Annotated in this window: 26 protein-coding genes and 1 tRNA gene; 14 read left to right on the top strand and 13 right to left on the bottom strand. The window is 64.0% G+C overall.

Going from position 1 to position 24,638, the window contains the following annotated elements:
* The first annotated feature begins 66 nt into the window (after window positions 1-66).
* A tRNA-His gene (locus ACEN9F_RS25620) sits at window positions 67-142 on the top strand.
* A 71-nt stretch (window positions 143-213) separates the two neighbouring features.
* On the opposite strand, the gene ACEN9F_RS25615 is transcribed toward ACEN9F_RS25620, so the two are convergent.
* The 3 genes from ACEN9F_RS25615 to ACEN9F_RS25605 form a co-directional block, all read right to left on the bottom strand.
* Window positions 214-942, bottom strand: coding sequence for an HAD family hydrolase (locus ACEN9F_RS25615; protein WP_413424616.1), 729 nt, complete (start codon window positions 940-942; stop codon window positions 214-216).
* A gap of 76 nt (window positions 943-1,018) precedes the next feature.
* Window positions 1,019-1,744, bottom strand: a complete 726-nt coding sequence (locus tag ACEN9F_RS25610) for an NAD(P)H-dependent oxidoreductase (protein ID WP_413424614.1) — start codon at window positions 1,742-1,744, stop codon at window positions 1,019-1,021.
* A gap of 143 nt (window positions 1,745-1,887) precedes the next feature.
* Window positions 1,888-2,601: a helix-turn-helix transcriptional regulator gene (locus ACEN9F_RS25605; RefSeq protein WP_413424612.1), complete on the bottom strand. Its 714-nt coding sequence runs from the start codon at window positions 2,599-2,601 to the stop codon at window positions 1,888-1,890.
* Between the two features lie 407 nt (window positions 2,602-3,008).
* Here ACEN9F_RS25605 and ACEN9F_RS25600 point away from each other — a divergent pair, with 407 nt between their 5' ends.
* From ACEN9F_RS25600 to ACEN9F_RS25545, 12 genes are all read left to right on the top strand, one after another.
* Window positions 3,009-3,245 carry a hypothetical protein gene (locus tag ACEN9F_RS25600; RefSeq protein WP_413424610.1) on the top strand — a complete coding sequence of 79 codons (237 nt, stop codon included), beginning with the start codon at window positions 3,009-3,011 and terminating at the stop codon, window positions 3,243-3,245.
* Window positions 3,235-3,936, top strand: coding sequence for an SDR family NAD(P)-dependent oxidoreductase (locus tag ACEN9F_RS25595; RefSeq protein ID WP_413424608.1), 702 nt, complete (start codon window positions 3,235-3,237; stop codon window positions 3,934-3,936). The genes ACEN9F_RS25600 and ACEN9F_RS25595 overlap by 11 nt, the downstream gene beginning before the upstream one ends.
* On the top strand, window positions 3,933-5,279 hold the full coding sequence (locus tag ACEN9F_RS25590; protein ID WP_413424606.1) for a class I adenylate-forming enzyme family protein: 1,347 nt from the start codon (window positions 3,933-3,935) through the stop codon (window positions 5,277-5,279). Before ACEN9F_RS25595 ends, ACEN9F_RS25590 begins: the two co-directional genes overlap by 4 nt.
* Window positions 5,280-5,288: 9 nt before the next feature.
* Window positions 5,289-5,537, top strand: a complete 249-nt coding sequence (locus ACEN9F_RS25585) for an acyl carrier protein (protein ID WP_413424604.1) — start codon at window positions 5,289-5,291, stop codon at window positions 5,535-5,537.
* Window positions 5,534-6,559, top strand: a complete 1,026-nt coding sequence (locus ACEN9F_RS25580) for a 3-oxoacyl-ACP synthase III family protein (RefSeq protein WP_413424602.1) — start codon at window positions 5,534-5,536, stop codon at window positions 6,557-6,559. The genes ACEN9F_RS25585 and ACEN9F_RS25580 overlap by 4 nt, the downstream gene beginning before the upstream one ends.
* Before the next feature lie 30 nt (window positions 6,560-6,589).
* Entirely contained in the window at window positions 6,590-8,572 is a 1,983-nt protein-coding gene (locus ACEN9F_RS25575; RefSeq protein ID WP_413424600.1) for an acyltransferase family protein, read from the top strand.
* A gap of 12 nt (window positions 8,573-8,584) precedes the next feature.
* Complete coding sequence (locus ACEN9F_RS25570) at window positions 8,585-10,120, top strand: FAD-dependent monooxygenase (protein WP_413424598.1); 1,536 nt, start codon at window positions 8,585-8,587, stop codon at window positions 10,118-10,120.
* Between the two features lie 27 nt (window positions 10,121-10,147).
* The gene (locus ACEN9F_RS25565) at window positions 10,148-11,200 is read left to right on the top strand and encodes an AfsA-related hotdog domain-containing protein (RefSeq protein WP_413424596.1); all 1,053 of its coding nucleotides are present in this window, start codon (window positions 10,148-10,150) and stop codon (window positions 11,198-11,200) included.
* The gene (locus tag ACEN9F_RS25560; RefSeq protein WP_413424594.1) at window positions 11,187-11,474 is read left to right on the top strand and encodes a YciI family protein; all 288 of its coding nucleotides are present in this window, start codon (window positions 11,187-11,189) and stop codon (window positions 11,472-11,474) included. The genes ACEN9F_RS25565 and ACEN9F_RS25560 overlap by 14 nt, the downstream gene beginning before the upstream one ends.
* 20 nt (window positions 11,475-11,494) lie before the next feature.
* A complete protein-coding gene (gene dapB, locus ACEN9F_RS25555) occupies window positions 11,495-12,331 on the top strand; it encodes a 4-hydroxy-tetrahydrodipicolinate reductase (RefSeq protein ID WP_413424592.1) in 837 nt (278 codons plus the stop codon).
* Window positions 12,332-12,431: 100 nt separating this feature from the next.
* Window positions 12,432-13,061 (top strand): acyl-homoserine-lactone synthase, encoded by a 630-nt coding sequence (locus ACEN9F_RS25550; protein ID WP_413424590.1) that lies wholly within the window; start codon window positions 12,432-12,434, stop codon window positions 13,059-13,061.
* A gap of 111 nt (window positions 13,062-13,172) precedes the next feature.
* Window positions 13,173-13,622, top strand: a complete 450-nt coding sequence (locus tag ACEN9F_RS25545; protein WP_413424588.1) for a hypothetical protein — start codon at window positions 13,173-13,175, stop codon at window positions 13,620-13,622.
* Window positions 13,623-13,943: 321 nt separating this feature from the next.
* Here ACEN9F_RS25545 and ACEN9F_RS25540 read toward each other — a convergent pair whose 3' ends face one another.
* The 8 genes from ACEN9F_RS25540 to ACEN9F_RS25505 form a co-directional block, all read right to left on the bottom strand.
* The gene (locus tag ACEN9F_RS25540; protein ID WP_413424587.1) at window positions 13,944-14,321 is read right to left on the bottom strand and encodes a hypothetical protein; all 378 of its coding nucleotides are present in this window, start codon (window positions 14,319-14,321) and stop codon (window positions 13,944-13,946) included.
* A gap of 145 nt (window positions 14,322-14,466) precedes the next feature.
* The gene (locus ACEN9F_RS25535) at window positions 14,467-14,814 is read right to left on the bottom strand and encodes an energy transducer TonB (RefSeq protein WP_413424585.1); all 348 of its coding nucleotides are present in this window, start codon (window positions 14,812-14,814) and stop codon (window positions 14,467-14,469) included.
* 74 nt (window positions 14,815-14,888) lie between these two features.
* Window positions 14,889-15,218 (bottom strand): energy transducer TonB, encoded by a 330-nt coding sequence (locus tag ACEN9F_RS25530; RefSeq protein ID WP_413424583.1) that lies wholly within the window; start codon window positions 15,216-15,218, stop codon window positions 14,889-14,891.
* 102 nt (window positions 15,219-15,320) lie between these two features.
* A complete protein-coding gene (locus tag ACEN9F_RS25525; protein ID WP_413424581.1) occupies window positions 15,321-17,063 on the bottom strand; it encodes a methyl-accepting chemotaxis protein in 1,743 nt (580 codons plus the stop codon).
* 333 nt (window positions 17,064-17,396) lie between these two features.
* The gene (gene dusA, locus ACEN9F_RS25520; protein WP_413424580.1) at window positions 17,397-18,422 is read right to left on the bottom strand and encodes a tRNA dihydrouridine(20/20a) synthase DusA; all 1,026 of its coding nucleotides are present in this window, start codon (window positions 18,420-18,422) and stop codon (window positions 17,397-17,399) included.
* 55 nt (window positions 18,423-18,477) lie between these two features.
* Entirely contained in the window at window positions 18,478-19,032 is a 555-nt protein-coding gene (locus tag ACEN9F_RS25515; protein WP_413424578.1) for a hypothetical protein, read from the bottom strand.
* Complete coding sequence (locus ACEN9F_RS25510; protein WP_413424576.1) at window positions 19,033-19,320, bottom strand: hypothetical protein; 288 nt, start codon at window positions 19,318-19,320, stop codon at window positions 19,033-19,035. It lies immediately after the preceding gene.
* 23 nt (window positions 19,321-19,343) lie between these two features.
* Window positions 19,344-19,940: a helix-turn-helix domain-containing protein gene (locus ACEN9F_RS25505; RefSeq protein WP_413424574.1), complete on the bottom strand. Its 597-nt coding sequence runs from the start codon at window positions 19,938-19,940 to the stop codon at window positions 19,344-19,346.
* 44 nt (window positions 19,941-19,984) lie between these two features.
* Between ACEN9F_RS25505 and ACEN9F_RS25500 the strand changes: the two genes are divergently transcribed.
* Complete coding sequence (locus ACEN9F_RS25500) at window positions 19,985-20,437, top strand: GNAT family N-acetyltransferase (protein WP_413424572.1); 453 nt, start codon at window positions 19,985-19,987, stop codon at window positions 20,435-20,437.
* Here ACEN9F_RS25500 and ACEN9F_RS25495 read toward each other — a convergent pair whose 3' ends face one another.
* Together ACEN9F_RS25495 and typA are read right to left on the bottom strand one after the other, a co-directional pair.
* Window positions 20,438-22,678: a DUF3141 domain-containing protein gene (locus ACEN9F_RS25495; protein ID WP_413424570.1), complete on the bottom strand. Its 2,241-nt coding sequence runs from the start codon at window positions 22,676-22,678 to the stop codon at window positions 20,438-20,440. It abuts the gene before it with no gap.
* A 127-nt stretch (window positions 22,679-22,805) separates the two neighbouring features.
* The gene (gene typA / locus ACEN9F_RS25490) at window positions 22,806-24,638 is read right to left on the bottom strand and encodes a translational GTPase TypA (protein ID WP_413424568.1); all 1,833 of its coding nucleotides are present in this window, start codon (window positions 24,636-24,638) and stop codon (window positions 22,806-22,808) included.

Raw genomic sequence — 24,638 nt, 5'->3', positions numbered from 1 at the left:
TCAAAACAGCCTTGTATAATTCGGCACCTGTTCAGCGATAAGCTGAATATGTGAGGTAAATCAGTGGTGGCTGTAGCTCAGTTGGTAGAGTCCAGGATTGTGATTCCTGTTGTCGTGGGTTCGAGCCCCATCAGCCACCCCACCGAATTCGCAGCAAAATAAAAGGGTTACAAGCGCATGCTTGTAACCCTTTTGTCTTTTGCGGTCCGCGCTTTATGCGGTGGCGAAGTCATGGCGGGGCGCCGCGCGCCTGGCCGGCCACAGCGTTCCGCGCTGCAGCGCCTCGTCTATCTCCAGCAGCATCGGCAAGTCGATCTCTTCCAGCGTATCGACGATGTGCGTTACGCCGGCAGCTTGCATTTGCTCGCGCTGGAACATGGCGCCGGCCACGCCGATGAAGCCGCTGCCCAGCGCCTGCGCCACCTCGCCCACCCTGTTCAGATCGTCGATAAAGAGGATTTCATCGTAGTCGCAGTGGAAGAAACGGCTGGCGATCTCCTTCATGCCCGGACGGAACGGCCCCATGTTGACGTAGGGGAGCTCCGGATCCAGAAAATGCCGCACCGGCTCGCAATGGCGGTCGAACACCACGTCCCTGGCGCTGCCGCCGTAGGTCGTGACTCTTGCGCCGGTGGCGTGCAGCAGGCGCAGGAACGGCTCGGCCCCGGGCTGAAGCCGAACCGGATGCGATCGCGCGTAATCGGCTTGTTCGGCGAGGAAGGCCTCTATCGTCTCTTGCGCGGACCAGGGAAGATTGCATGCCAGCGACATGATATGGCCGCCGGCCACATGCGGCGAGCCGAATACCAGCCGCTCCAGCGCCGACGTGTAGACGCCGCCGTGCTTTTCAACGAATCGCTGGATGGCGCCGCTATATACATCATTGAGCAACACCCCGTTGGTATCGATTGCAATATTCTTAATCTTGCGAAAATTCGCCATGCTGGACGCTTTCTGAAAAAAAAGCCGCGCCTCCCGCTCACTGGCGAAAGGCACGGCCTGATAGGTGGCTGGTGGCTTACTTGACCGCTTCGAGCTCCGGTGCGCGCAGGCGGAACGTTTCCGGATCGTAGTCATGCAGGCTGGCAAAGCTCAATGGCGGCGTCTGCAGCAAGTCCTTCAGGCGCTTCTCGTAGTCGCGCAGATATTGCTCGCGCGCTTCCGGCGTGATGCTGGCCGGCGCCCAGCTGATAAACGGCGGCAGCACGTCAAAACCGGTCAGGCGCAGCACGCCGTGCTGGATCGGGAACAGCAACGTATCGATGTCGCCGTTGATGCCGTCCGGGCCGTACATCGAGGCGCCGCCGCCGGTGGTCAGCGAAATCATCGCCCGCTTGCCGGCAAACTTGCCGTTGTCGTACCAGGCGCCGCCGCCATACACCGCGCCGAGCGCGAAGACGCGGTCCACCCAGCCCTTCATAATGGCCGGCATCGAGAACCAGGATAAAGGGAATTGCAGAATCAGAATATCGCAGGCAAACAGTTTGTCGATCTCCTGCTGAATTTCCGGAACAAAGCCGTTATTTTCGCTGGCAAATGCCTCTTCCGCCTGCTGCTTAAAATAAGCGGCATCGACCGATGCTTTGAAATTCCCGCGGCCGGATTTAGCTTCCCAATCCATCGCATATAAATCCGACACGGTCACCTGATGGCCGCTTTTGGTCAAATAACTCACTGCGGTTTGCGTCAATGCACCATTAAAGCTTTGCGGTTCCGGATGCGCATGCACGATCAATATATTCATAAGATTCTCGATAGGCTATCAAAAAAGGATTAAGGTTCGGCTGCCAGTAAGGAAACAGCGCGGCACAGCGGCACGAGTGAATGTAAATCAGTGCAGGCAAATAGGGCAGCTGTCAAACTTGACAGCTGCCGGCCGGCGCCCCCTCAAAACAGCATGCCCAGCGTCGCCGCCTTCACGGCGGCGTGGATCTTGTTCGAGGCGCCCAGCTTGAACACGATGTTGTTGATATGAAAGCAAATCGTCCGTTCCGAGATCGACAGGATTTGTGCTATCTCATAGGCGGTCTTGCCCTCCGCAGTCCAGCGCAGCACTTCCTTTTCCCTGGCCGTCACGGCCACGCTGGTCTCCGGGCTCAGCTTCGGGGCCAGCAGCTTGGCCATGGCGGCATGCGCATAATGCGTCAGCCACGCCATCTTGGCCCGGTGCTTCGACAGCTCCGCTTCGTTCAGCGGCTCCGCGCTGCGGGACAAGGTCAGCAAGCCGACGCCGCCGCTGGCGTCGCGCGAAGCCTGCGCCCAGCCCACCGACAGGCCGTGCGCGCGCGCCTCTTCCCACATGGCCCGGGCCGGCTCGAACAGCCGGTCCGACCACACCACCGGCAAGGTCGAGCGCATCGCGTGCCGCACGGTCGGATCGACATCGATATACGAACACTCCTGGTAGCGCCGCTGCCATTCGGTGGGATAGTTGCTGTACAGCGCCACACTGGGACGGGAAATCGGCACCGGCATGCGCACCCCGTAGGCGCAGTGTTCAAATCCCATCTCGGCGCCAATCTTGGCAATGCGGACAAAAAGTTCCTGCTCCTCACCCGCGCTCAACAATGCATCTATGGACTCCTCTTGCAAAGTATTCATTTTGGATTTCAATGTGAGTTATTGGAACGGCAATAGTATATGAAAATTAAATTTTATGTATCCCTACTTTGGATAGTTAAAATTCAGCTGAAAGGACTTTTTTTTATAATTAATTCTGCCGCCGACCGGGACAAGGGCGGCAAGTGGCTGCGGCGCAAAGCAACGGCAATCAATATTTCGCGAAAAATATTTTAGTGCCTGTATTCGGCATCCGCATGGCGGCACATCGCCCGCACTGTCAAATTTAACAGCTTCCGGCAATCCATATTTCAACGGTACATTCCATTGCGATAGGCAGCAATTAACCGTAACGTCCCAATCTATTCAAGGATCAGCCCATGTGTGACGCAATCGCTTCCATTATATTCAGGTCCATCGCGGATATTACCCCGCTATTATCCGACCCCGTGAATTGCTCGGCAGGAAACCAGACCGCCCTATTCGGCGAGCATGGCCAGCTCGATTCGATGTCGCTGGTCTCGCTGATTGTCGCGATCGAAGAAAAACTGGAATCGGAAATGGGCGTCGCAGTCACGCTGGCGAGCGACCGCGCCATGTCCTCCCGGCGCAGCCCGTTCGCCACCGTGGCCAGCCTGACCGGCTTTATCCAGGAACTGATGCTGGAAGAACAACATGCCGAATAAACCGGTCACGCTCATCACCGGCACCCGCAAGGGCATCGGCAAATTCCTGGCCGAACACTATGTCGGCCTGGGCCACACCGTGATCGGCTGCAGCAGGACCGAGGTCGACTGGAGCCTGCCCGGCTACCATCACTACCTGGCCGACGTGGCGGACGAGAAGGCGGTCAAGGCGATCTTCACCGCCATCCGCAAGGAGCACGGCCGGCTCGACCACCTGATCAACAACGCCGGCATCGCCAGCATGAACCACGCGATGCTCACGCCGCTGTCGACGGTGCACGAGATCCTCGGCACCAACGTGGTCGGCACCTTCCTGTTCTGCCGCGAGGCGGCCAAGCTGATGTCGGCGCAGAAATACGGCCGCATCATCAATTTCACCACGGTCGCCACGCCGCTGAAGCTGGAGGGCGAAGCCATCTACGCGACCTCGAAGGCCGCCGTCAAGTCCATGACCGAGGTGCTGGCGCGCGAGCTGGCGGCGTTCGACATCACCGTCAACGCGGTCGGTCCGACGCCGATCGAGACCGACCTGATCCGCTCCGTGCCCAGGGACAAGATGCAGCGCCTGCTGGCGCGCCAGGCGATTCCCCGTTTCGGCGAAATGGCCGACGTCGCCAACGTCGTCGACTTCTTCCTGTCGCCGTCGAGCAGCTTCGTCACCGGCCAGAATATCTATCTGGGTGGCGTATGACGCCGATCGACGACCTGCTGTGCCGCTTCGACGACGCCCCCGGGCGCCCCGCCATCGTGTGGCGCGACCAGACCACCACCTACGGCGAGTTGCGGGCCCATGTGGAACAGTCCGGGCGCCAGTTGCAGGCGCTGGGTTGCGCCGGCGCGGTGGTTTGCCTGGCCGCCGATTTTTCGCCGGCCGCGATCGGCCTGCTGATCGCGCTCTGGCGCAGCAACAACACGGTGGCGCTGATGACCAACCGCAACGCCGAGCAAGGCCAGGAACTGGCCGCCCTGACGCAGGCGCAGTGGCTGGTCGAATGCGACGGCGACGGCCCCGCGCGCTGGCAGCGCCGGCCGGCGACGGCCACCCATCCGCTGCTGCGGCAGCTGACGCAGGAGGGCGAGCCGGGCCTGGTGATCTTCTCTTCCGGCACCACCGGCCAGCCCAAGGCCAGCGTGCACCGCGTGCTGCCGCTGCTGCGGCGGCACACCCGGCCCAAGCGCTGCCTGACCAGCATCGCTTTCCTGCTGTTCGACCATATCGGCGGGCTCAACGCGCTGTGCTACGTGCTGTTCAACGGCGGCAAGCTGGTGATTCCGGCGTCGCGCCAGCCGTTCGACGTGGCGCGCGCGATCGCCGCCCACCGGGTGCAGGCACTGACCACCTCGCCCACCTTCATCAATTTTCTGCTGCTCAGCGGCGCCGCGCGGCAGCACGACCTGCGCTCGCTGGAGGTGATCAACTACAGCTCGGAGCCGATGCCCGACAGCGCGCTGCAGGCGCTGCACCGGCTGCTGCCGGACACCCGCCTGTCGCAAAGTTACGGCCTGACGGAAACCGGCGTGATCCCGGCCCGCTCGGAATCGTCGCGCTCGACCCGGTTGGCGCTGGGCGACGCCGGCTGCCAGGTCAGGATCGTCGACGGCATGTTGGAAATCAAGAGCAACACGACCATGCTCGGCTATATCAACGCGGCCAGCCCGTTCACCGACGACGGCTATTTCAAGACCGGCGACATGGCGGTGCGCGACGGCGAGTTCTACCGGATCCTGGGGCGGCGCTCCGACCTGATCAACGTCGGCGGGCAGAAGGTGTTTCCCAGCGAAATAGAGAACGTGCTGCGCACGCTGCCCAACGTGGCCGACGTCGTGGTCGGCCATGAAAAGCACGCCATCGCGGGCAACCTGATCAAGGCCACCTTCACGCTGTCCAGTCCGGAGCCGCTGGACCAGTTCAAGGCCCGGCTCTACCAGCGCTGCGGCGAGTTGCTGGAACCGTTCCAGATTCCGCGCAAGGTGCTGCTGGCCACCGCCCCGCTGCATACCGAGCGCTTCAAAAAAGACCGCAAACTAGCATAGGAGCATCATATGAACCTGGAACCCCTGTCCCGCGAACTGGCGGCGCTGCTGGAGATCGACGTGCAGGCGCTGCAGCCCGAAGTGCTGCTTGACGAGTTCGCCAACTGGGACTCGCTGACCAAGATCTCGCTGCTGGTTGCGATCCGCGACCTGTACGGCGTGACGGTCGACGCCGAAGCGCTGGCGCGGCTGCAGACCGTCGGCGACCTGCAGCGCCTGCTGGAGCGCGAACCGCAGGACGCGGCGGTCGCGCCATGAACGTCGGCATCCCCGGCGTGCGGCTGAGCGCGGTGACCGCCGCGCTGCCGGCCACCGCCATGCCGTTGTCCGCGCTGGCGGACCAGTTCGGCGAGCGCGAGGTGCGGCGCATCATGCACAGCACCGGCGTCGAGACGGTGCGCCTGGCCGGCCGGCTGCGCACCGGCGACCTGTGCGCGGCCGCCGCCGCGCACCTGCTGGCGGCCACCGGCGTCGACCCGGCCGGCATCGACGCCGTGGTGGTGGTCACGCAAACCCCGGACCAGCTGATGCCCGGCGTCGCGGTCGGCCTGCAGCACCGGCTGGGACTGCCCTCGGGCTGCGTCGCCTTCGACATCAACTATGGCTGCTCGGGCTATGTCTACGGCCTGTACCAGGCGGCCATGCTGGTGCGCGCGGGCGGCTGCCGGCGCGTGCTGCTGTGCACTGGCGACGTCACGAGCAAGCTGCTCAATCCGGGCGACCGCCATGTCCGCATGGTGTTCGGCGACGCCGCCAGCGCCTCGCTGATCGAGGCCGGCGACGGCGGGTTCGACTTCGCCATCCGCACCGACGGCGGGGGCGGCCGCCACCTGCACACGCCGCTGGCCTATGCCGACCAGGCGTGCGGCGGCGTCGGCCACCTGCGGATGGATGGCGCGGAAATCATGAACTTCGCGCTCGACGGCGTGCCGCGGCTGATCGCCGAGCTGCTGGCGTTCTGCCGCATCGAACAGCCGGCGGTGTCGCTGATCGCGCTGCACCAGGCCAACAGCTTCATGCTCAACTATCTGCGCAAGCTGATCGGCGCCCCGCGGGACATCGTGCCCATCAACGTCCAACACTATGGCAACACCGGGCCGTCCAGCATCCCGCTGCTGCTGTCGACCATGGACGGCGCTGGCCGCGCCGGCGACAACGCCGTGCTGTGCGGCTTCGGCGTCGGCCTGTCGCTGGCGGCGGCCAGGCTGGACCTGGCCGCCACCCGCTTCCTCCTCCCCGTCGATGTGCCGGAGCGCGCCGCCGCGCCGCAACCGGCCTGACGCACGCCCAACCGGAACAAGGAAAAAACCATGCTTGCAGACGCTCGTCGCGGCGACATCGACGGACTGCGCGGAATCGCGGTCCTGTCGGTGATGCTGTTCCACTTCAACCCGGCCTGGCTGCCTGGCGGCTTCGCCGGCGTCGACGTGTTTTTTGTCATTTCAGCCTACCTGATCACGCGCATCCTCGATGCCGAGATGACGGCCGGGCAGTTCTCCTGGACGCATTTTTACCGGCGCCGCATCAAGCGCATCTTCCCGGCGTTCATCCTGGTGTTCGGCGTCACGGCGCTGCTGGCCAGCCAGCTCAACTCGATGCTGCTCGACAATGGGAAATATGCGCTGGTCTCGCTGTACAACCAGCACACCAGCGACTACTTCACGCAGGACACGCAAAAGAACTTCTTCCTGCATTTCTGGTCGCTGTCGATCGAGGAACAGTTTTACTTCATCTGGCCGCCGCTGCTGGCCTGCGCCTTCGCGCTCAAGCGGCGGCTGCCGCCGGGCCGTCTGGCGCCGCTGCTGCTGCCGGCGCTCACCGTCGCCATCGCCGCGCCGTGCTTCGTCCTCGGCCAGCACTGGGTCGACACCCCGGGCGTCGGCGACGGCGCCTACTTCTTTTCGCTGCCGCGCTTCGGCGAACTGGCGATCGGCGCGCTGGCCGCCGTGCTGCCGCGCCGCCAGCTGCCGCCGCGGCTGGCCAATGCGCTGACCGGCGCCGGCGCGGCCGGCCTCGCCCTGTGCTTCGTCTACCTGCGCGGCGACCGCTATCCGGGCCTGGCGGCGCTGGCGCCCTGCGTCTGCAGCGCCATGCTGCTGTACTGCCACCAAGCCACCTGGGCGGCGCGGGCGCTGGGCCTGCCGTGGCTGAAGGCGACCGGCCTGGTGTCGTATTCGCTCTACCTGTGGCACTGGCCAGTGTTGTCGGCGTCGCGCTTCATCCTCGGCGACAACGACCTGCCGCCGGCATGGATGATGGCCGACCTCGCCGTCATCGTGGCGCTGACGGCGCTGACCTACCGCTACGTCGAACGGCCGCTGCTGCGCACCAGCGCCGGCTTCCGGCCGCTGCTGGCGGGCTATGCCGCGCTGTCGGCCGGCGCCATGGCGTCGGTGCTGATGCTGACCGGGGTGGCCGAGCTGGGCATTCCGCCGGTGCTGGGCGCGCAATACACCAACGCCACCGTCAACGGCCAGAACCAGCACCTGACCGAGGGCTGGGTGGCGCCGTGCTGGGAAACGGTGAGCCGCGGCATGTCGCGCGACGCGGTGGACCGGGCCTGCGCCATCGGCGCGTCGGCCGGCCCGGCGGTGCTGATGGTGGGCGACTCGCACGGCGCCGCGCTCGGCGGCTTCATCGACACGCTGGCCAAGCGGGAAGGCTTTTCGGTGACGTCGTACGAAGTGGGCGCCTGCCAGATCGCCGAATGGGGACTGGCCGCCAGGGCGCCGGGCATCGTGCGCACCGCCGAGCGCGACGAGCAGTGCCGCCGGCTGCTCGACTACATCGAGCGCCACCACGAACGCTACCAGGCCATCTTCGTCGTCAACGCCTTCAACCTGTTCTACGGCGACTACAACCTGTTCTCGAAGACGGCCGAGGCGCCGGCGCGGCTGCGCGACCAGGCGCTGCGCCGCATCGCCGGCGCCACCCCGGTCTACTTCTTCTACGACAGCCCCGTCATCGACCGCTCGATGCAGCACGCGCCGCTGCTGGCGTGGCTGGGCGTGCAGGTCGGCGCCAACGCCGTGGCCCAGGGCAACCGCGGCAATGCGCTGATGGAGCAGATGGTGCGCGGCATGCCCGGCGCCCACTGGATCGACCTGTCGCGCGCTTATCGCGAGCTGACGCGCGAGCGCTTCGTCTACCAGGGCCGGCCAGTGTATGTCGACACCAACCACCTGAACGGCCACGGCGCGCGGGCGCTGGCCGACATCTTCATCCGCCAGGGCGGCTGCGCCCTATGCCAGGGCCAGCCGGCCGGCGCCCACCTGGCGCAGAGCGCCAAATAAGGAGCGACCAGCATGTCCATTTCCGATCCAAGCTGCAACGTCGTGATCGTCGGCGCCGGGCCCGTGGGCCTGCTGCTGGGCTACCTGCTCAGGAAGAACGGCGTCTCGGTGCAGATCCTCGAGAAGCACGGCGCGCGCTCGGCGCAATCGAAGGCGTCGTCGATGAACGCGTACTCGCTGGCGATCCTGCACGCGGCCGGCATCGTGTCGCCGTTCCTGTCGGCCGGCAAGCCGGTGCGCGACCTGCTGCTGTACTGGAAGAACCGCCGCCTGATGCGCGTCAACTACCGCCGCCTGCCGTCCCGGTACAACTACATCCTCGGGCTGTCGCAGCCGGAAACCGAGGCGCTGCTCGAGCAAAGCTTCGTCGCCGCCGGCGGCGTGATCCGGCGCGGCACCGAGCTGCTCGGCTTCGACCAGGACGCGCACGGCGTCACCGTGCACCACGCCGGCGGCGCGCCGCTGGCGTGCGACTATCTGGTCGGCTGCGACGGCGCGCGCAGCACCGTGCGCCAACTGCTCGGGCTGGAATTTTCCGGCGCCGACATGGGCGTCAAGTTCTTCATGTTCGACGGCAAGATCCGCTGGCATGGCGACCTCGGCAAGGTGCACTATTTCGTGCGCGACCACAGCCTGTTCCTGATCATCCCGCAAGCGAACGGCAACCACCGCGTGATCATCAAGTCCGAAGGCGAGCATGTCTGGCCGGCCGGCGCCGGCGACCTGCCGTTCTACCAGCGGATGGTCGAGCTGTACGGCCCCGAGGGCGTGCGGGTCGACGCCGTCTACTGGGAATCGGAATCGCGGTTTTACAACCGCCAGTCCAGCCGCTACCACGCCGGCCGGGTCTACCTGGCCGGCGACGCCTGCCATCTGTTCAGCCCGGTCGGCGGACTCGGCATGAACACCGGCTTCCAGGACGCGCTGAACCTGGCGTGGAAAATGGCGGGCGTGCTCAAGGGCCGCTACCGCGACAACATCCTGCAGTCGTACACCGATGAAAGGCGCGCCATTTCGCAGCAGCTCATCGCCAGCACCGACCTGACCACCAGGCTGATCTTGCGGCTCGAACGCGACGAGCACGGACCGTTGCAGGGCTGGCTGCCGAAGATGGTCAACCGCGGCAAGATCGCCCGCGACTACCCGCTCAACTTCTCCGGACTGGCGCAGCGCTATCAGCCCGGGCCCCTGGTGCCGGGCAAGGGGCCGCTGGTCGGCCGGCTGATCCCCTTCTTCGACATCGACGACGGCGGCCCGCTGCGCTGCAGCTACGACCTGATCGACTGCGCCGGCTACGTGCTGCTGTCGGCGGCGCCGTGGCCGGCCGCGCTGCAGGCGCGCCTGCGGCGCTTCGGCTTTGTCCGCGCGCTCGCGCTGGCGCGCGGCGCGATCGGCGCAGTCGCCGCGCGCCAGCTGTTCGGCGACGGCGGCGACGCCGTGCTGATGCGGCCGGACGGCGTGGTCTGCCTGCAGGGCCCGGCCGCCGCGCCGGCTGCCTTCATCGCCCACCTCGAACAGCTTGCGCTGACCGGCGCCCCCGGCGGCTAAGCGCCGCCTCCACCGATAGGAAGCCCTATGAACCTGATTGAAATCCCTCCCAAGCTGCTGCACAAGGATTCCGCCGACGATGTCCTGATCAGCAACTACCGGCCGGCGCTGCCGCTCCGGCTCGACCCGGACCAGCTCGCCGCCAGCGCCGCCCCCTGGCCGGCGCTGTACGGCGCCGGCGACGGCCGGCAGGGATGCCTGGCCGGCGCCGACGGCGCCCGGGCGCCGGCCGACGACGCCTGGCAAGCGGTGCGCGGCGCGCCCTACCAGTGGGCCGAGCGGGTGCTGCCGGCGGCGCTGGCGCGCGCCGAGGTCGACCGCTTCTGCCAGGCGCTGCGGCCGCGGCGGCGCTCCAGTTCCTACCTGCTGATCAACCGCGCCGATCACTACTTCTTCTACCGCAAGACCCATGAGCACGTGCCCGGCGTCATGCTGATCGAGGCGCAGCGCCAGGCCGTGTACCACCACCTGTACGCGTCCAGCGCCTATGTCAAGGGCGAGATCACGGTCAGCCTGAACCAGCTGGACGCCCGCTTCCACATGCATGCCGAGCTGATGTATCCGATCGAACTGGTGGTCGACGAGCTGGACGTACCGGCCGGCGACCGGCCGCGCAAGCTGCACTACCGCGTGGCCTTCTATCAGCGCGGCGCGCTGCTGGCGGAGATCGACACCAGGGCCACCGTGATCGCCATGCCGCGCTTTGAAAAGCTGCGCGACATCTTCCTGTCGGCCGACGACAGTTATGCGCCGCTGGACGCCGCCCGCCTCGCCTGCGTGCTGACCGACGCCGCCGGCGCGGCGCACCCGGCCACGCTGCGCCGGCTGTCGCGCCAGGGCTGCGTGACCGCGCCGATCGCCGTCGACCCCGCGCAGGTGCGCTCGATCACCGTCACGGGCGCCGGCGGCGCCGGCTTCTCGGCGCAGGTCGCGTGCGGCGGCGCGCACGACGCGGACGCGGCGTGGACATTTCCCGGCCTGGCGCCGGGCAGCCTCGTCGCGATCGGCGATCTGATCAAGCGCGCGTTCGTCGTCGCATCCCCACCACCACCACCCAAGGAGCATCATGTTTCTGATTAATTCCGTCTACGTGAAAGACCAGGCCCTGGCCGAACCGCACCAGCACAGCCACGTGGCCTGGGCCAGCAAATACATCGCGGCCGGGGTGTTCCTGCTGGCCGGCCCGAAGCGCGACCAGTCCGGCGGCCTGATCCTGGCGCGCGGCGTCGACCGCGCCGGCTTGCTCGGCATCCTGGCCGAGGACTCGTATCTGAGCGAGGGCATCGTCGCGTATGATGTGACCGATTTCACCCCCGTGCTGACGCGGCAGGAATTGGCCATGCTGAAGGAATGACCGGGCGATCGAGGAAACAGATGAGCAAACAGACGATGCGGCTGGTGGTCGCCGGCGCCGCGGGCCGCATGGGCCGCATGCTGATCCGGCAGATTGTGGAGACCGACGGCCTCGGCCTGCACGCGGCGCTGGTGCGCCCCGGCTCGCCGTGGCTGGGGCAGGATGCCGGCACGCTGGCGGGCCTGGCGCCGGCCGGGGTGCCGGCCAGCGACGACGTCGCCGCCGCGTTGGCCGGCGCCGACTGCATTCTGGATTTCAGCACGCCGGCGGCGGCGGCGCGACTGGCCGCCGCCCCCGGCCGTTGCAGCGTCGCCCACGTGATCGGCACGACCGGTTTTACGCCGGAGCAGGAGCGGCGCCTGGCGCGGGCCGCGCAAGCCACCGCCCTGGTGGTGTCGGGCAATATGAGCCCGAGTGTCATCCTGCTCGGCTTCCTGGCCGGGCAGGCCGCGCGCGCCTTGCCGGCCGCGGACTGGGACATCGAAATCCTCGAAATGCACCACAAGCACAAGGTCGATGCGCCGTCCGGCACGGCGCTGCTGCTGGGCGAGGCGGCGGCCCGGGGCCGCGGGCAAGACCTGCGGACGCAGGCGGTGCTGGCGCGCGAGGGCCAGACCGGGGCGCGCCGCGCCGGCGCCATCGGCTTCGCCACGCTGCGCGGCGGCTCGGTGGTCGGCGAGCACACGGTGCTGTTCGCCGGCGACGGTGAAACGCTGGCGCTGTCCCATAGCGCGTCGGACCGGCTCGGTTTCGTGCGCGGCGCGCTCCAGGCCGCGCACTGGACCCGCGGCCGCCCTCCCGGCCGCTATTCCATGCTCGACGTGCTGGGGCTGCCGCAGGCGCCCGCCGGCGGCTGACGTCCTCAAGAAATCCTGTTTGTCGCCTGTCAGACTTGACAGTTACTTACGCCCGCAAAGACGGGTGTAATGGCTGCGGTCCATTACTTCGGAGCACGACATGCAGACATTGATTGGGAAATCATCCGAATTCGCCCCCGGTTTGGAGGGCGCGATCGCCGCCTACCGCTATAAGATTTTCATCGAGCGCCTGGGATGGCAGTTGCCGGTGGAGCACGGCATGGAGCGCGACCAGTTCGACCATGCGGAAACGCTGTATGTGGTGGCGCGCGGCCCGCAGGGCGATATATGCGGTTGTGCCCGCTTGCTGCCGACCACCGCGCCCTACCTGCTGAGCGAAGTGTTTGCCCATCTCATGGGCGACCAGGCCGTGCCGCGCACCGCCGACGTCTGGGAGCTGTCGCGCTTTGCCGCCGCCAGCCTGGCGCAGAGCTCATCGGCCGAAGCGGCAGCCAACACCCGCCGCCTGCTGGCCGCCGCCGTCCAGGCCGCATGGATCAACGGCGCCAAGCGCCTGATCACCGTATCGCCGATGGGCATCGAGCGCTTGCTGCAACGCATGGGCGTCAACAGCCGCCGGGCCGGGCCGCCGTCGCTGGCGGACGGCAAGCGCATCTTCGGCTGCTGGATCGAGATCGATGAACAAACGCTGCGCGCGTTGGGCATCGTCGCCCGCAAGCCGGCCCACCCGCGGCCCCGGCCCGAGCCGGCCCGGTGCGTGGCGGCCTAGCCGTTACAATATTTTCTCTGCCGCTGTTGCCCGACAGAACTGGATTAAGGCTACAATGACAATCTCCTTGCATGCTCATGCACACCGCTTCTCCCGAATATTTAGATTGTCATGTCCGAAGAAAAAACCCTCCACGAAGTCAGCACCTACAGCAAAGATACGCCTGTAGGCCGCCCCGATAACGATGGCCGCGCCGCGGTCTTCGTCCCGTCCGAGCTGTTCGACGAAAGCAAGAACGCCGCCATCCGCAAGGGCGCCGGCATCGTCGGCTACGGCAATCCGGACGGTTCGCTGACCGTGTACTTCGAGGCCAACCGCTTCGACGACAGCAGCCTGCACAAGTGGGAAAACAAGGCCCGCAAAGCCTACGACCGCATGGTGGCGGGCGCGCCGACCGTGTCCAAGGCCAAGATCAACGCCAATATGCTGGACCAGGTCGGCATCATCGACGGCGTCGGCATCCACCTGAAAGCGCACGAGCGCGTCCAGCAGTGGCTGGAAGTGTCGAACGCGCTCGATACCGCGCCGGCCGCCGCCGTGACGCTGTGGAAAACCAAGTAAAAGTTGGCAAAAAGATAGAGACGAGCATTTGTCCTACATTTTGTCGGACATTTCGCTGATGCCTGACAGCGGGCGGGTGGATTATTCTGGACGCATACCTAGTCCAACTTAAGATCCACTTAATCAGGAGCCTGTCATGGCACGCTATCTTCATATCGCATTCGGCGCCTTGCTGATCGGTCTGGCCGGCGCATCGGCTTACGAGCTGTGCTCGGAGAATATGCTGAACCAGGCTTCCATCTACGTCTTGCGCTAAGGCGCCACCCCATAAAAAAATCCCGCCGGCCGAAAGGCTGGGCGGGATTTTTTACGTCGCGACCATCAACGGCGGTGGTAGCCGCCGCGGCCACCCCAGCCGCGATAGCCGCGGTTGCTGAACACGAAGTCCAGGCCGATCGACACCGGCGGATAGTAGTAGGACGGCGCCGGCGCGTAATACACGGGCGCCGGGGCGTAATAGACCGGCTGGGCGACATAGGTCGTGGTGTAGGCGGGCTCGGTGGTGTAGACCACGCGCGAACTCTGCGCCGGCAACTCTTCGGTCCACGTGCCGGACTGCGCGCCGCCGCTTGCCGGCCCCACGGTATGCCACTGATAAGGATCCTGGACCCGGGTGGTCGTCGCGTAGTAACCCGGCGGGTAGGCGGCGCAACCTGTCAAAGCCGCTAGCGCGGCGACTGCAGCAATGATAGTTTTCATGGCAAATCTCCTTGTTCCAGATCGTACTATATAAGGAAGTTTGATGGCGCAGGAGCCCCATTACAGCTTGTTACACTCGGTGTAACAGGCGAAAAAAAAGGAACCGCATGCGATTCCTTTTTGCTGTGCCACTTATGCGGAAAACTTAGTCCAGTTTCCAGGCGTAATCGACCTTGGTCCAGGTTTCGGCCGGGGCGCCGTCCTTGGTGCCCGGCTTGAACTTGCAAGCGCTCAGGGCTTTGACCGCGGCCTTGTCCAGATTCTTGAAACCGCTGCTCTTGTCGACCTTGGAGTCGGCCACCGAGCCGTCGGCCTTGACCAGGAAGGACATCGATACCGTGCCCTGCTCCTCGTTCATCAGCGACGCTTTTGGATATTCTGCCTTGCAGGTTTTAGCATCAAAACTGGCCGGCACTTCAGCGGCAAACACTGCCGGTGCGCTCGAGACGAGCACTGCTGCGATCACACTCAACCAACGCTTATTTGTAGACATCTGATTTCCCCAAGTGTTTGAATCCGGCACTCAGGCCAAGCGCACTGCCCGGCCCGCCTTGATGCTGCGTGGTCTTACAGCTTCCAGCTATAGTCGACTTTGGTCCAGGTCTGGGCCACGGAGCCGTCCTTGGTGCCCGGCTTGAACTTGCAGGCGCTCAGGGCTTTGATTGCAGCCTTGTCCAGGTTCTTGAAACCGCTCGATTTGTCGATCTTGGACTCCACGACGTTGCCGTCGGCGGCCACCAGGAAGGACATGGTCACATCGCCCTGCTCTTCATTGATCAGCGATGCTTTAGGGTATTCGGCCTTGCAGTTACGCGAGTCCAGCGAGGCTGGCACTTCACCGGCGAAAGCGGCGGTCGAAGCGGACAGGATGACGGCAGCGAAAACAAACTTATTCATAATGCAATTTCCCAACTAAATTATTATTAAAGACTGGTTTATCGAATCCCACAGCGGGCCTATGTGCCGCGCAAAAGCGCGACGGCAGACTGCGGCAAAGTTTTAGAACTCTTCCCACTCATCGCTGCTGGCGGTGCTGGCTGCCGAGGCGACTTTCTTCGGTTTGGCTGCCGGTGCAGGCGCTGGCGAGGACGCCAGTTTCTTCACTGGAGCGCGGGCAACGATCGGCTTGACCACTGCCTTGGCGATAGGCGGCGGCGCTGCAACGACGCGCTCCTCGCCTTCCACCAGCTTGAAGATGCTGACCACGCGGGACAACTCGGCGGCCTGGTCTTGCAAGCTTTGTGCTGCGGCGGCGGCTTCTTCCACCAGCGCGGCATTCTGTTGGGTCATGCTGTCCATCTCGATGATGGAAACGTTGACCTGTTCGATACCAGCGCTCTGTTCCTGGCTGGCGTTGGCGATTTCACTCATGATGTCGGTCACGCGGCGGACCGAGGCAACCACCTCGTCCATCGTCACGCCGGCCTGGCCGACCAGCTTGGTGCCGGCGCCGACTTTTTCGACCGAGTCATCGATCAGCATCTTGATTTCTTTTGCCGCACCGGCCGAACGCTGGGCCAGGTTGCGCACTTCCGACGCCACCACGGCGAAGCCGCGGCCTTGTTCGCCGGCGCGGGCCGCTTCAACCGCGGCGTTCAGCGCCAGGATGTTGGTCTGGAAGGCGATGCCATCGATCACGCCGATGATGTCGACAATCTTCTTGGCCGAGGCGTCGATCGAGCTCATGGTGTTGACCACTTCCGACACCACTTTGCCGCCCTTGATGGCGACGTCCGATGCGGCCGACGCCAGCTGGTTGGCTTCACGCGCGTTGTCGGCGTTCTGCTTCACGGTCGAGGTCAGCTCTTCCATGGCCGAGGCGGTTTTTTCCAGCGAGCTGGCTTGCATTTCGGTACGCGACGACAGGTCGATATTGCCGGCGGCGATTTCACGCGAGGCGGTGCCGATGGTTTCGGTGCCGGTGCGCACTTGGCCGACGATGTCCACCAGGCTGTCGCGCATTTCGCGCATCTCGGACAGCAGGCTGTCCTTGTCGTTGCTGCTGGTCTCGATCGATACCGACAGGTCGCCGTTGGCGATGCTGCCGGCGATCGACGCGGTGTAGTCAGGCTCGCCGCCCAGCTGCTTCAGCAGGCCGCGGGTGATGACCACGGCGGCAACCACCGAGATACCGACGGCCAGCAGGCCCAAGATGATCATGAAGCTGCGCGCGCTGGAGAAGCCGGCGGCGGCGTCAACCTGCACTTGTGCATTCAGCTTGTCTTCCAGCGTCGCCAGTTGGTCCAGCGCCGCCATCCATTTTTTCTGTGCCGGACGAATTTCCTTGATCAGCACCTTGGTCGCTTCTTCGGCCTTGTTGGCCAGCCACAGTTCCGACGCCTTGGCGATCGCCGGCATGGCGATGGCTTCCTGCTCCTTGATGGTGGCCAGCAGGGCCTTCTCTTCAGGCAGGGCTTCGACCGCGAACTGCGAGCTCAGTTTGTTCTGCGCATCGGCGTACTTGCCGCCCAGTTCCTTGATGCGGTTCATTTCCGGTTCCATGTCGCCGGCATCGGCCATCAGGGTCAGCATGCGCAGCGAAGTGATGCGCTCGCCGACGTTGGCGCGCATGTCGACCACCAGGCGCGACACGACGTTGTTGACGCTGATCACGTGGTCCAGGCGATCCTGGATCTGCGCCATGCGGAAGATGCCGACCGTGGTCACGGCAACCAGGAACAACAGCACCAGTGCGAATCCGAGGCCCAGGCGCGTACCGACTTTCATTTTTGCTAAATTCATTTCGTCTTCTTCTTAAGTGACACTGTTGATAGAAGTTGCCCTGGATGGCCTCGTCTTGTGAACGACACGCTCCACCTGGCCCTTGCTGCTAAGTAATAAGATGTGACAGTAGCAAACAATGACTGCGAATGCAAAATTTGCGGCTCCACCGGCTGCTTGCATGTAGTTTTACCGCAATATACAGACGAAAGAAGGTGGATATGTGTGTATATTCAGGAATTATAGATGTAAATTTTGCTTCAAAGCAAGCAAAACCTGCCTCAAAAATACGCAAACGAACTTTCTGCGTGGAAATACCAACAGTCCCGTCGTTTGTTTGCCAGAAAGGCTAGATCAAGCGGCAATGCGCAGTCGTGCCGCCGCTTCGAGGAGGAGATTGGCGTCGCCGGCGGCGAGCTTTTTGGAGTCGGACAAGACCTGGCGGAAGGCGCGGGCGCCCGGCAAACCGGTCATCAGGCCGAGCATGTGGCGGGTGATGGAGTTCAGCTTCAAACCGAGGGCGCCGTAGCGCGCCAATTCGGCCTGGATATAGGGAATCATGGCTTCCAGCACCTGCTCGCGGGTCTTCGGTGCGCTGCCGTCGCCATAGTAGCGCTGGTCGAAGTTGGCCATCACAAACGGGTTGTGATACGCCTCGCGGCCCAGCATGACGCCGTCCAGATGCTTCAGGTGCTCGTCGATTTCGGCCTCGGTCTTGATGCCGCCGTTGATAATGATTTCGAAGTCAGGGAAGTCTTTCTTCAACTGATAGGCGAAATCGTACTTCAGCGGCGGGATTTCGCGGTTTTCCTTGGGTGACAGGCCCTTAAGGATGGCGTTGCGGGCATGCACGATGAACGTCGTGCAGCCGGCCTCGGCCACGGTACCGACGAAATCGCGGACGAAGTCGTAACTTTCGGTCTTGTCGATGCCGATGCGGTGCTTGACGGTGACGTCGATCTGCACCGCGTCGCGCATGGCCTTGACGCAGTCGGCCACCAGTTGCGGCTCGGCCATCAGGCAGGCGCCGAACGCGCCCTTCTGCACGCGCTCGGACGGGCAGCCGCAGTTCAGGTTGATCTCGTCGTAGCCCCACTTCTCGCCCAGCCTGGCGCTGGTGGCCAGGTCGGCCGGATCGCTGCCGCCCAGTTGCAGGGCGACCGGATGCTCTTCCTCGTTGAAGCGCAGGTGGCGCTCGACGTCGCCATACACCAGCGCGCCGGTGGTGACCATCTCCGTGTACAGCCAGGTGTGCTTGCTGATCTCACGGTGGAACACGCGGCAGTGGCGGTCGGTCCAGTCCATCATCGGCGCGACGGACAGGCGGCGGCCCGGCACTACGGCGGCTTGGTCGGTGGTCGGCAGGTTGATGATGGTCATGGCGGCAACTAAAGGAATCGGATGGGGGCCGTCATTATACAGCGAAACAATCGACTCAATTGGCTGAGGCTGGCGCCCGGCTTGGATCAGCGACCGTTTGTTTCTTAGCATCCGATGGCTCAGACGCCGCAACACCAGACACCTTGCCGATATGCCCGTTCAGTTGATCCAACGCCCGATACCCGGTTACTGCCGCTGCGATAAGAAGAATAGTGACGAAGTTTACGGTGAGGTTGCCCAACGAGTCAGCGACCCAACCTTTCCAGGTACGGCGCTCATCTTGTTTGCCGCGAATGTCCGATAACTGCCGTCCGATGGATGTATTAATGAAAGCGGCTTCAAGCTCGGAATACTTCGTTTCCAACGACGAGGTCAGAAAAGCATTACTCAGTAGTTCCGCCCTTTGCATGTACATTTCGATCATCGCTGGCGCGCTTGCGGCCCGGTAGAACTGCTCCATATCCGCTGCGGTCGGAGGAGCCTGTGTCTCATGCTGAATTTTGGACATCACCTCGAATTCGTGCTGCTTGTAAGCCGTATAAGCAAGCGCCGCCAAGACATCTTCAGGATCTTGAACAAGTATTTCGTACATTGTAGGTTGGCTTGCCATTTAAACCTTCTCGTTGACCATTTTGAAGGCTGCCTTGAACGCACTGCGAAAATCCTCACGACCAAATTCTTTCTGTACGAATTCTTTACTGAACGCTCGCGCCATAGCCTGATGTTCTTCGTTTGAAATCACGACCAAATTTTCTGCAGTATTACCTTCAATTAATTTTTCGCGCGGCAGGACATGCTCAATGTGAGTATGAATGAGGTTTTCCTGCGACTTCAAGAGCGCAGTTGCACGGCGATTGATATTTCTCAAATCTTGAGAGGTGAAATTACCCAGTTTCATCACGTCCTCCTACCAATGCCAACTCAAGAAAAATACGGCTGTGCAGCCAATGTAAACGGCAGTGTAACTAAGGCTACCAGATAACGTGCGTACCGGGTACCAGGATTGGCATAGCTGATCGGCTGGTCCTCGCGGATCGCCAGACAATCGCCGGGCGCCAGCTTCCAGCTGCCCTCGCCCGCCGTGATCTCCATCTCGCCCTCCAGCAGCCAGACTTGCTGGTAGACGTCGGACTCGCGCCGCACCTGGTCGTAGGCGACCCGCTGGCCCGGCGGGAAAATCACTTCCACCAGCTGCATCGGCGAGCGCGCGGCCGGCGACAGTTGCCGCCGCACATAGCCGGAAGCCGGATCGGTCCACACCGGCTGCGAGGCGGCCGGACTGAACGGCGACGGCGGTTCCGGCGCATCCTCGCCCGCTTCGAACAGCGACGCCAGGGTCACGCCCAGGGCGCCGGCCAGCTTGTCGAGCACGGTGGCGGTGGCGCTGCTTTCGCCACGCTCGATCAGGGAAATATTGGAGCGGCTGACGCCGCTGTGCTCGGCCAAGGCGGTCAGCGACAGTCCGCGCGCTTCGCGCAGGGCCAGCACGCGGCTGGCAATGAGTTTGTTAATATCCATAAAATCCATTATACTGGATTTAATCATCCAACAAACTGACCGCCATGCATATCTCCTTTGAATCCCCAGACCAGCCCGAAATCATCGCCCTGATCGCCGACCTCGACGCCTACCAGCTGACCCTGTATCCGCCGGAGTCCGTGTATGCGCTGGATTTGCACACGCTGCTGCAGCCGCACGTCAAATTCGCCGTGGCACGCGACAGCGCGGGCACGGTGGCCGGCTGCGGCGCCGTTGTGCTGACGCCGGAGTATGGCGAGATCAAGCGCATGTATGTGCAGCCGTCCTGCCGCGGCCAAGGCGCCGCCAAGCGCCTGCTGGACAAGCTGGAAGAAGCGGCGCGCGGCGCCGGCGTGGCGCGCATGGTGCTGGAAACCGGCCCGGCCCAGCCGGAAGCGCTGGGCCTGTACGAGCGCCACGGCTTCACCCGCTGCGCGCCCTACGGCGACTACGGCGACGATCCGCTCAGCGTCTTCATGCAGAAGCCGCTGGCCTGATCAGCCTTCCTTTTTCTTCTTGCGCACCACCGCCAGCTTGGGCGCCTGCGGCCCGAACATGGCGGCCACGCGCTCCAGCCGTACCGCGCCGTCGCCGCTCAGCGTGCCGGTGGCGCCAGCCACCTGGCGCACGATGCCCAGCGCCGACGCACGCGCTTCCGGCTCGTCCGGCAGCAGCAGCGGCAGGTCGCGCATCGCCGCCTCCTCGTCCACCTGCAGCATCAGGTACTGCTCGCGCAGCAGGGTCTTGAACAAGGTCACGCTCATCGCCTTGTCGTCCGAGGTGCGCAGCTTGAGCTGGCGTATCGTCGCAAAGGCGCGCTCGTCCGCCGCGCTCATCTCCGGGCTGCGGTAAATGTACAGCAGGCCGCGGATGATGGCCTCGGTCACGCCGCCCTCCGCCGTCTTCAGCGCCAGCGCGGCGCGGTGCGCGGTGCTGGCCGCCTCGCGCGCGATGTCGCGGCCGATGCGGCGCGGACGGCCGCCCTCGGTATTCAAGCCCACCAGCGCCTGCAATACCGGCGAGCCGTAGACGTTGAGGAACAGCTGCTCGGTGGCCTGGTCGCGCGCGTCGCGGTAGCGGTCCAGCGCATCGACGATCTGCTGCGACATCGCTTCCTGCATCTGCATGAAGACATTGTCCTGGGCCACCGGGCGGCGCTCGGCGCGCACCCGCTCCGCCATCTGCGGGATCGTGTTCAGCAGCGGGTTCTTGCTGGAAAACGCCGTGTAGCGCATGCGCAGCGGATGCGACTCGCGCAGCTTCTCGGCGCTGGCCTCGGTCACCATGCTTTTCACGATCGGGCTGGCGAAGGTGCGGTACAGGCCCTGGTTGATTTCCGACAGGCGCGCGACGGTGGCGAAGCGGCGCTCGTCCTCGGCGTCGTTGCCGCCCAGCGCGCGCAGCGATTCCAGGCTGCGGCGCTCGAAGCGCATCACGTAGTCGCCGCCCATCATGTCGCCGGCGGCGATTTCCGCCTGCAGCATTTCCTCGTCCTTGTCGAGGAACACCGCCTCGTACAGGCCGGGCGGCATGATGTCGATCATGTCCATCGCCGCCGTGAATTCCTCGTGCTCCTTGTTGGCCACCGAGGCGGAGACGAAGATGCCCAGGTGGCCTATGCTCTGGTGCATCGAGTAGATGATGGTCTGGCCGCCGGCCACCAGCGCGGCGTCGCTCTCGTACAGGTCCAGCACCCAGCCCAGCGCCTGCTGCGGCGGCGTGATGTCGTCGCCCCACGAGCAGAACACCACGATCGGCGACTTGATGTTGCGCAGGTCGATGCGGTGGCCGTCGCTGTCCAGCAAGGCGGCGTCGCTCAGGCGGTTGCCGACGAACAGCGAGTCGGCGATGTACTGCATCTCGCCGGCGTTCAGCAGCACCGGGTTGCCCCACCATTTTTCAAATTCCAGGAAGCGATGCGCTTCCGTGTCGATCTTCGAATAGACGTTGTAGTTCTTGCTCCACAGCGTGTTGGACGGATTCATTTTTTCAAAATTCTCGACCAGCTGCGCGCCGTCGAAAATGCCGTTGCCGAGATCGCCGGCCAGCGCCGTCATCCATGTTCCGCCGAGCACGCCGCCCAGGTAGCGCATGGGATTCTTGCCGCGCACGCCGGCCCAGTACGACAGCGGCGCGCCGGCCAACACCAGCGGGCCGACCAGGTCTGGGTGCAGCGCGCTGGTCATCATGATTTGCCAGCCGGCCTGGCAGTTGCCGATCAGCGCCGGCTTGCCGTCGGCCAGCGGATGCAGCTCGGCCACCTTGGCGATGAACCTGGCTTCGGCGCGGCACACGTCCTCGATGGTCTGGCCGGGCACCGGATGCGGCAGGAAGCCGACGAAATAACAGGGATGGCCGGCTTTCAGCACCACGCCGATTTCACTGTCCTGCTTCATGCCGCCGATGCCGGGGCCATGGCCGGCGCGCGGATCGAAGACAATGAAGGGGCGCTTGGTCGGATCGGGCGCGATGCCGTCCGGCGGCGCGATGTAGCACAGGCCGTAGTTGACGGGACGCTCCAGGTGGCGGCCGTCCATGACGACGTCGAAGGCGAAGCTCAGCACGTGCGGCGCGGTCTGCTCGGCGCGGTGGTTGCGCTCGTCGCCGCGCTGGCGCAGCACGTCCATGAACAGGATCGAGCGCTGGGCGGCGTCGACCCAGTAGTCGGTGGCTTGCTGGGCCAGGGTGAAGGGATTGCCGGGCCAGTTCAGCCAGGGATTGGTCTTGTCGTCGCTCACCGCTATCCTCCATGCGTTTATGCTGCCATGCACCAAAGTACCCCAGCGGCAAGGAAAAGGCAAACGAAACGTATGAATGTAAAAAAGCCGCCTCGAAAGGCGGCTTCTCTAGTCTCGCGGCAAGCTATTACGCGTCGCGGGAAGCTTTTTTACGCTCGTGCTCTTTCAGGAAGCGCTTGCGCAGGCGGATCGATTTCGGGGTGATTTCCACCAGTTCGTCGTCGTCGATGAATTCAACCGCGTATTCCAGCGACATCTGGATAGGCGGCACCAGGCGCACGGCTTCGTCGGTACCCGACGAACGCACGTTGGTCAGCTGCTTGCCCTTGATCGGGTTGACGACCAGATCGTTGTCGCGCGAGTGGATACCGATGATCATGCCTTCGTACACCGGGTCGTTGTGGACCACGAACATACGGCCGCGATCTTGCAGTTTCCAGATGGCGTAGGCAACGGCGGCGCCGTCGTCCTGCGAGATCAGCACGCCGTTGCGACGGCCGCCCAGTTCGCCTTTGGTGTTGTCGACCGGCGCGTAAGCGTCGAACACGTGGCTCATCAGGCCGGTGCCGCGGGTCAGGGTCATGAACTCGCCCTGGAAGCCGATCAGGCCACGCGCAGGAATACGGTATTCCAGACGCACACGGCCCTTGCCGTCCGATTCCATGTTCTGCAGGTCGCCACGACGACGGCCCAGTTCTTCCATCACGCCGCCCTGGTTGGCTTCTTCGACGTCAACCGACAGTTGTTCGAACGGCTCGTGGCGCACGCCATCGACCATCTTGAACACCACGCGCGGACGCGATACGGCCAGCTCGAAACCTTCGCGACGCATGTTTTCGATCAGGATGGTCAGGTGCAGCTCGCCGCGGCCCGACACTTCGAAGATCGTGTCGTCGTCGGTTTGTGCAACGCGCAGCGCGACGTTGGCTTTCAGTTCCTTGTCCAGGCGGTCGCGCAGCTGGCGCGAGGTCACGAACTTGCCTTCGCGGCCGGCCAGTGGCGAGTTGTTGACCATGAAGTTCATGGTCAGGGTAGGCTCGTCGACGGTCAGCATCGGCAGCGCTTCAGGAGTATCCAGTGCGCACAGCGTCGAACCGATGCCGATTTCATCGATACCGTTGATCAGGCAGATGTCGCCGGCAACAGCTTCGTCCACCAGCACGCGTTCCAGGCCCTTGAAGTTCAGCACCTGATTGATGCGGCCTTTGATCGGGGTGGCGCCTGGGCCATTGATGACCAGAACGTCCTGGCCAACCTTGACGGTGCCGCGGTTGACGCGGCCGATGCCGATCTTGCCGACGTAGGACGAGTAGTCCAGCGACGTGATTTGCATCTGCAGCGGGCCTTCTGGATTGTCGTCGCGCACAGGAACGTGTTCCAGGATGGCGTCGAACAGCGGCTTCATGTCGCCCGAGCGCACCTCTTCGGTCAGGCCGGCGTAGCCGTTCAGGCCCGAAGCGTAAACGATAGGGAAGTCCAGCTGCTCATCGGTCGCGCCCAGTTTGTCGAACAGCTCGAAGGTCTGGTTGATCGCCCAGTCAGGACGCGCGCCCGGACGGTCGACCTTGTTGACCACAACGATAGGCTTCAGGCCCAGCGCCAGTGCCTTGCGGGTCACGAAGCGGGTCTGTGGCATCGGGCCTTCCTGGGCATCGATCAGCAGCAGAACCGAGTCCACCATCGACAGCACGCGCTCGACTTCGCCGCCGAAGTCGGCGTGGCCTGGGGTGTCGACGATGTTGATGTGGGTGCCTTCGTACTCGACAGCGCAGTTCTTCGACAGAATCGTAATGCCGCGCTCTTTTTCGAGGTCGTTCGAGTCCATGACACGGGTATCGACCGCTTGGTTTTCACGGAAGGTGCCGGACTGACGCAGCAGTTGGTCCACGAGGGTAGTTTTACCGTGGTCAACGTGAGCGATGATGGCGATGTTGCGAATAGCGCGTTTTGTAGTAGACAT

Origin of the sequence: Duganella sp. CT11-25 (assembly GCF_047302815.1) — a bacterium.
Classification (GTDB): Bacteria; Pseudomonadota; Gammaproteobacteria; order Burkholderiales; family Burkholderiaceae_D; genus Rugamonas.
This window is presented reverse-complemented; position numbering and strand designations above follow the sequence as displayed.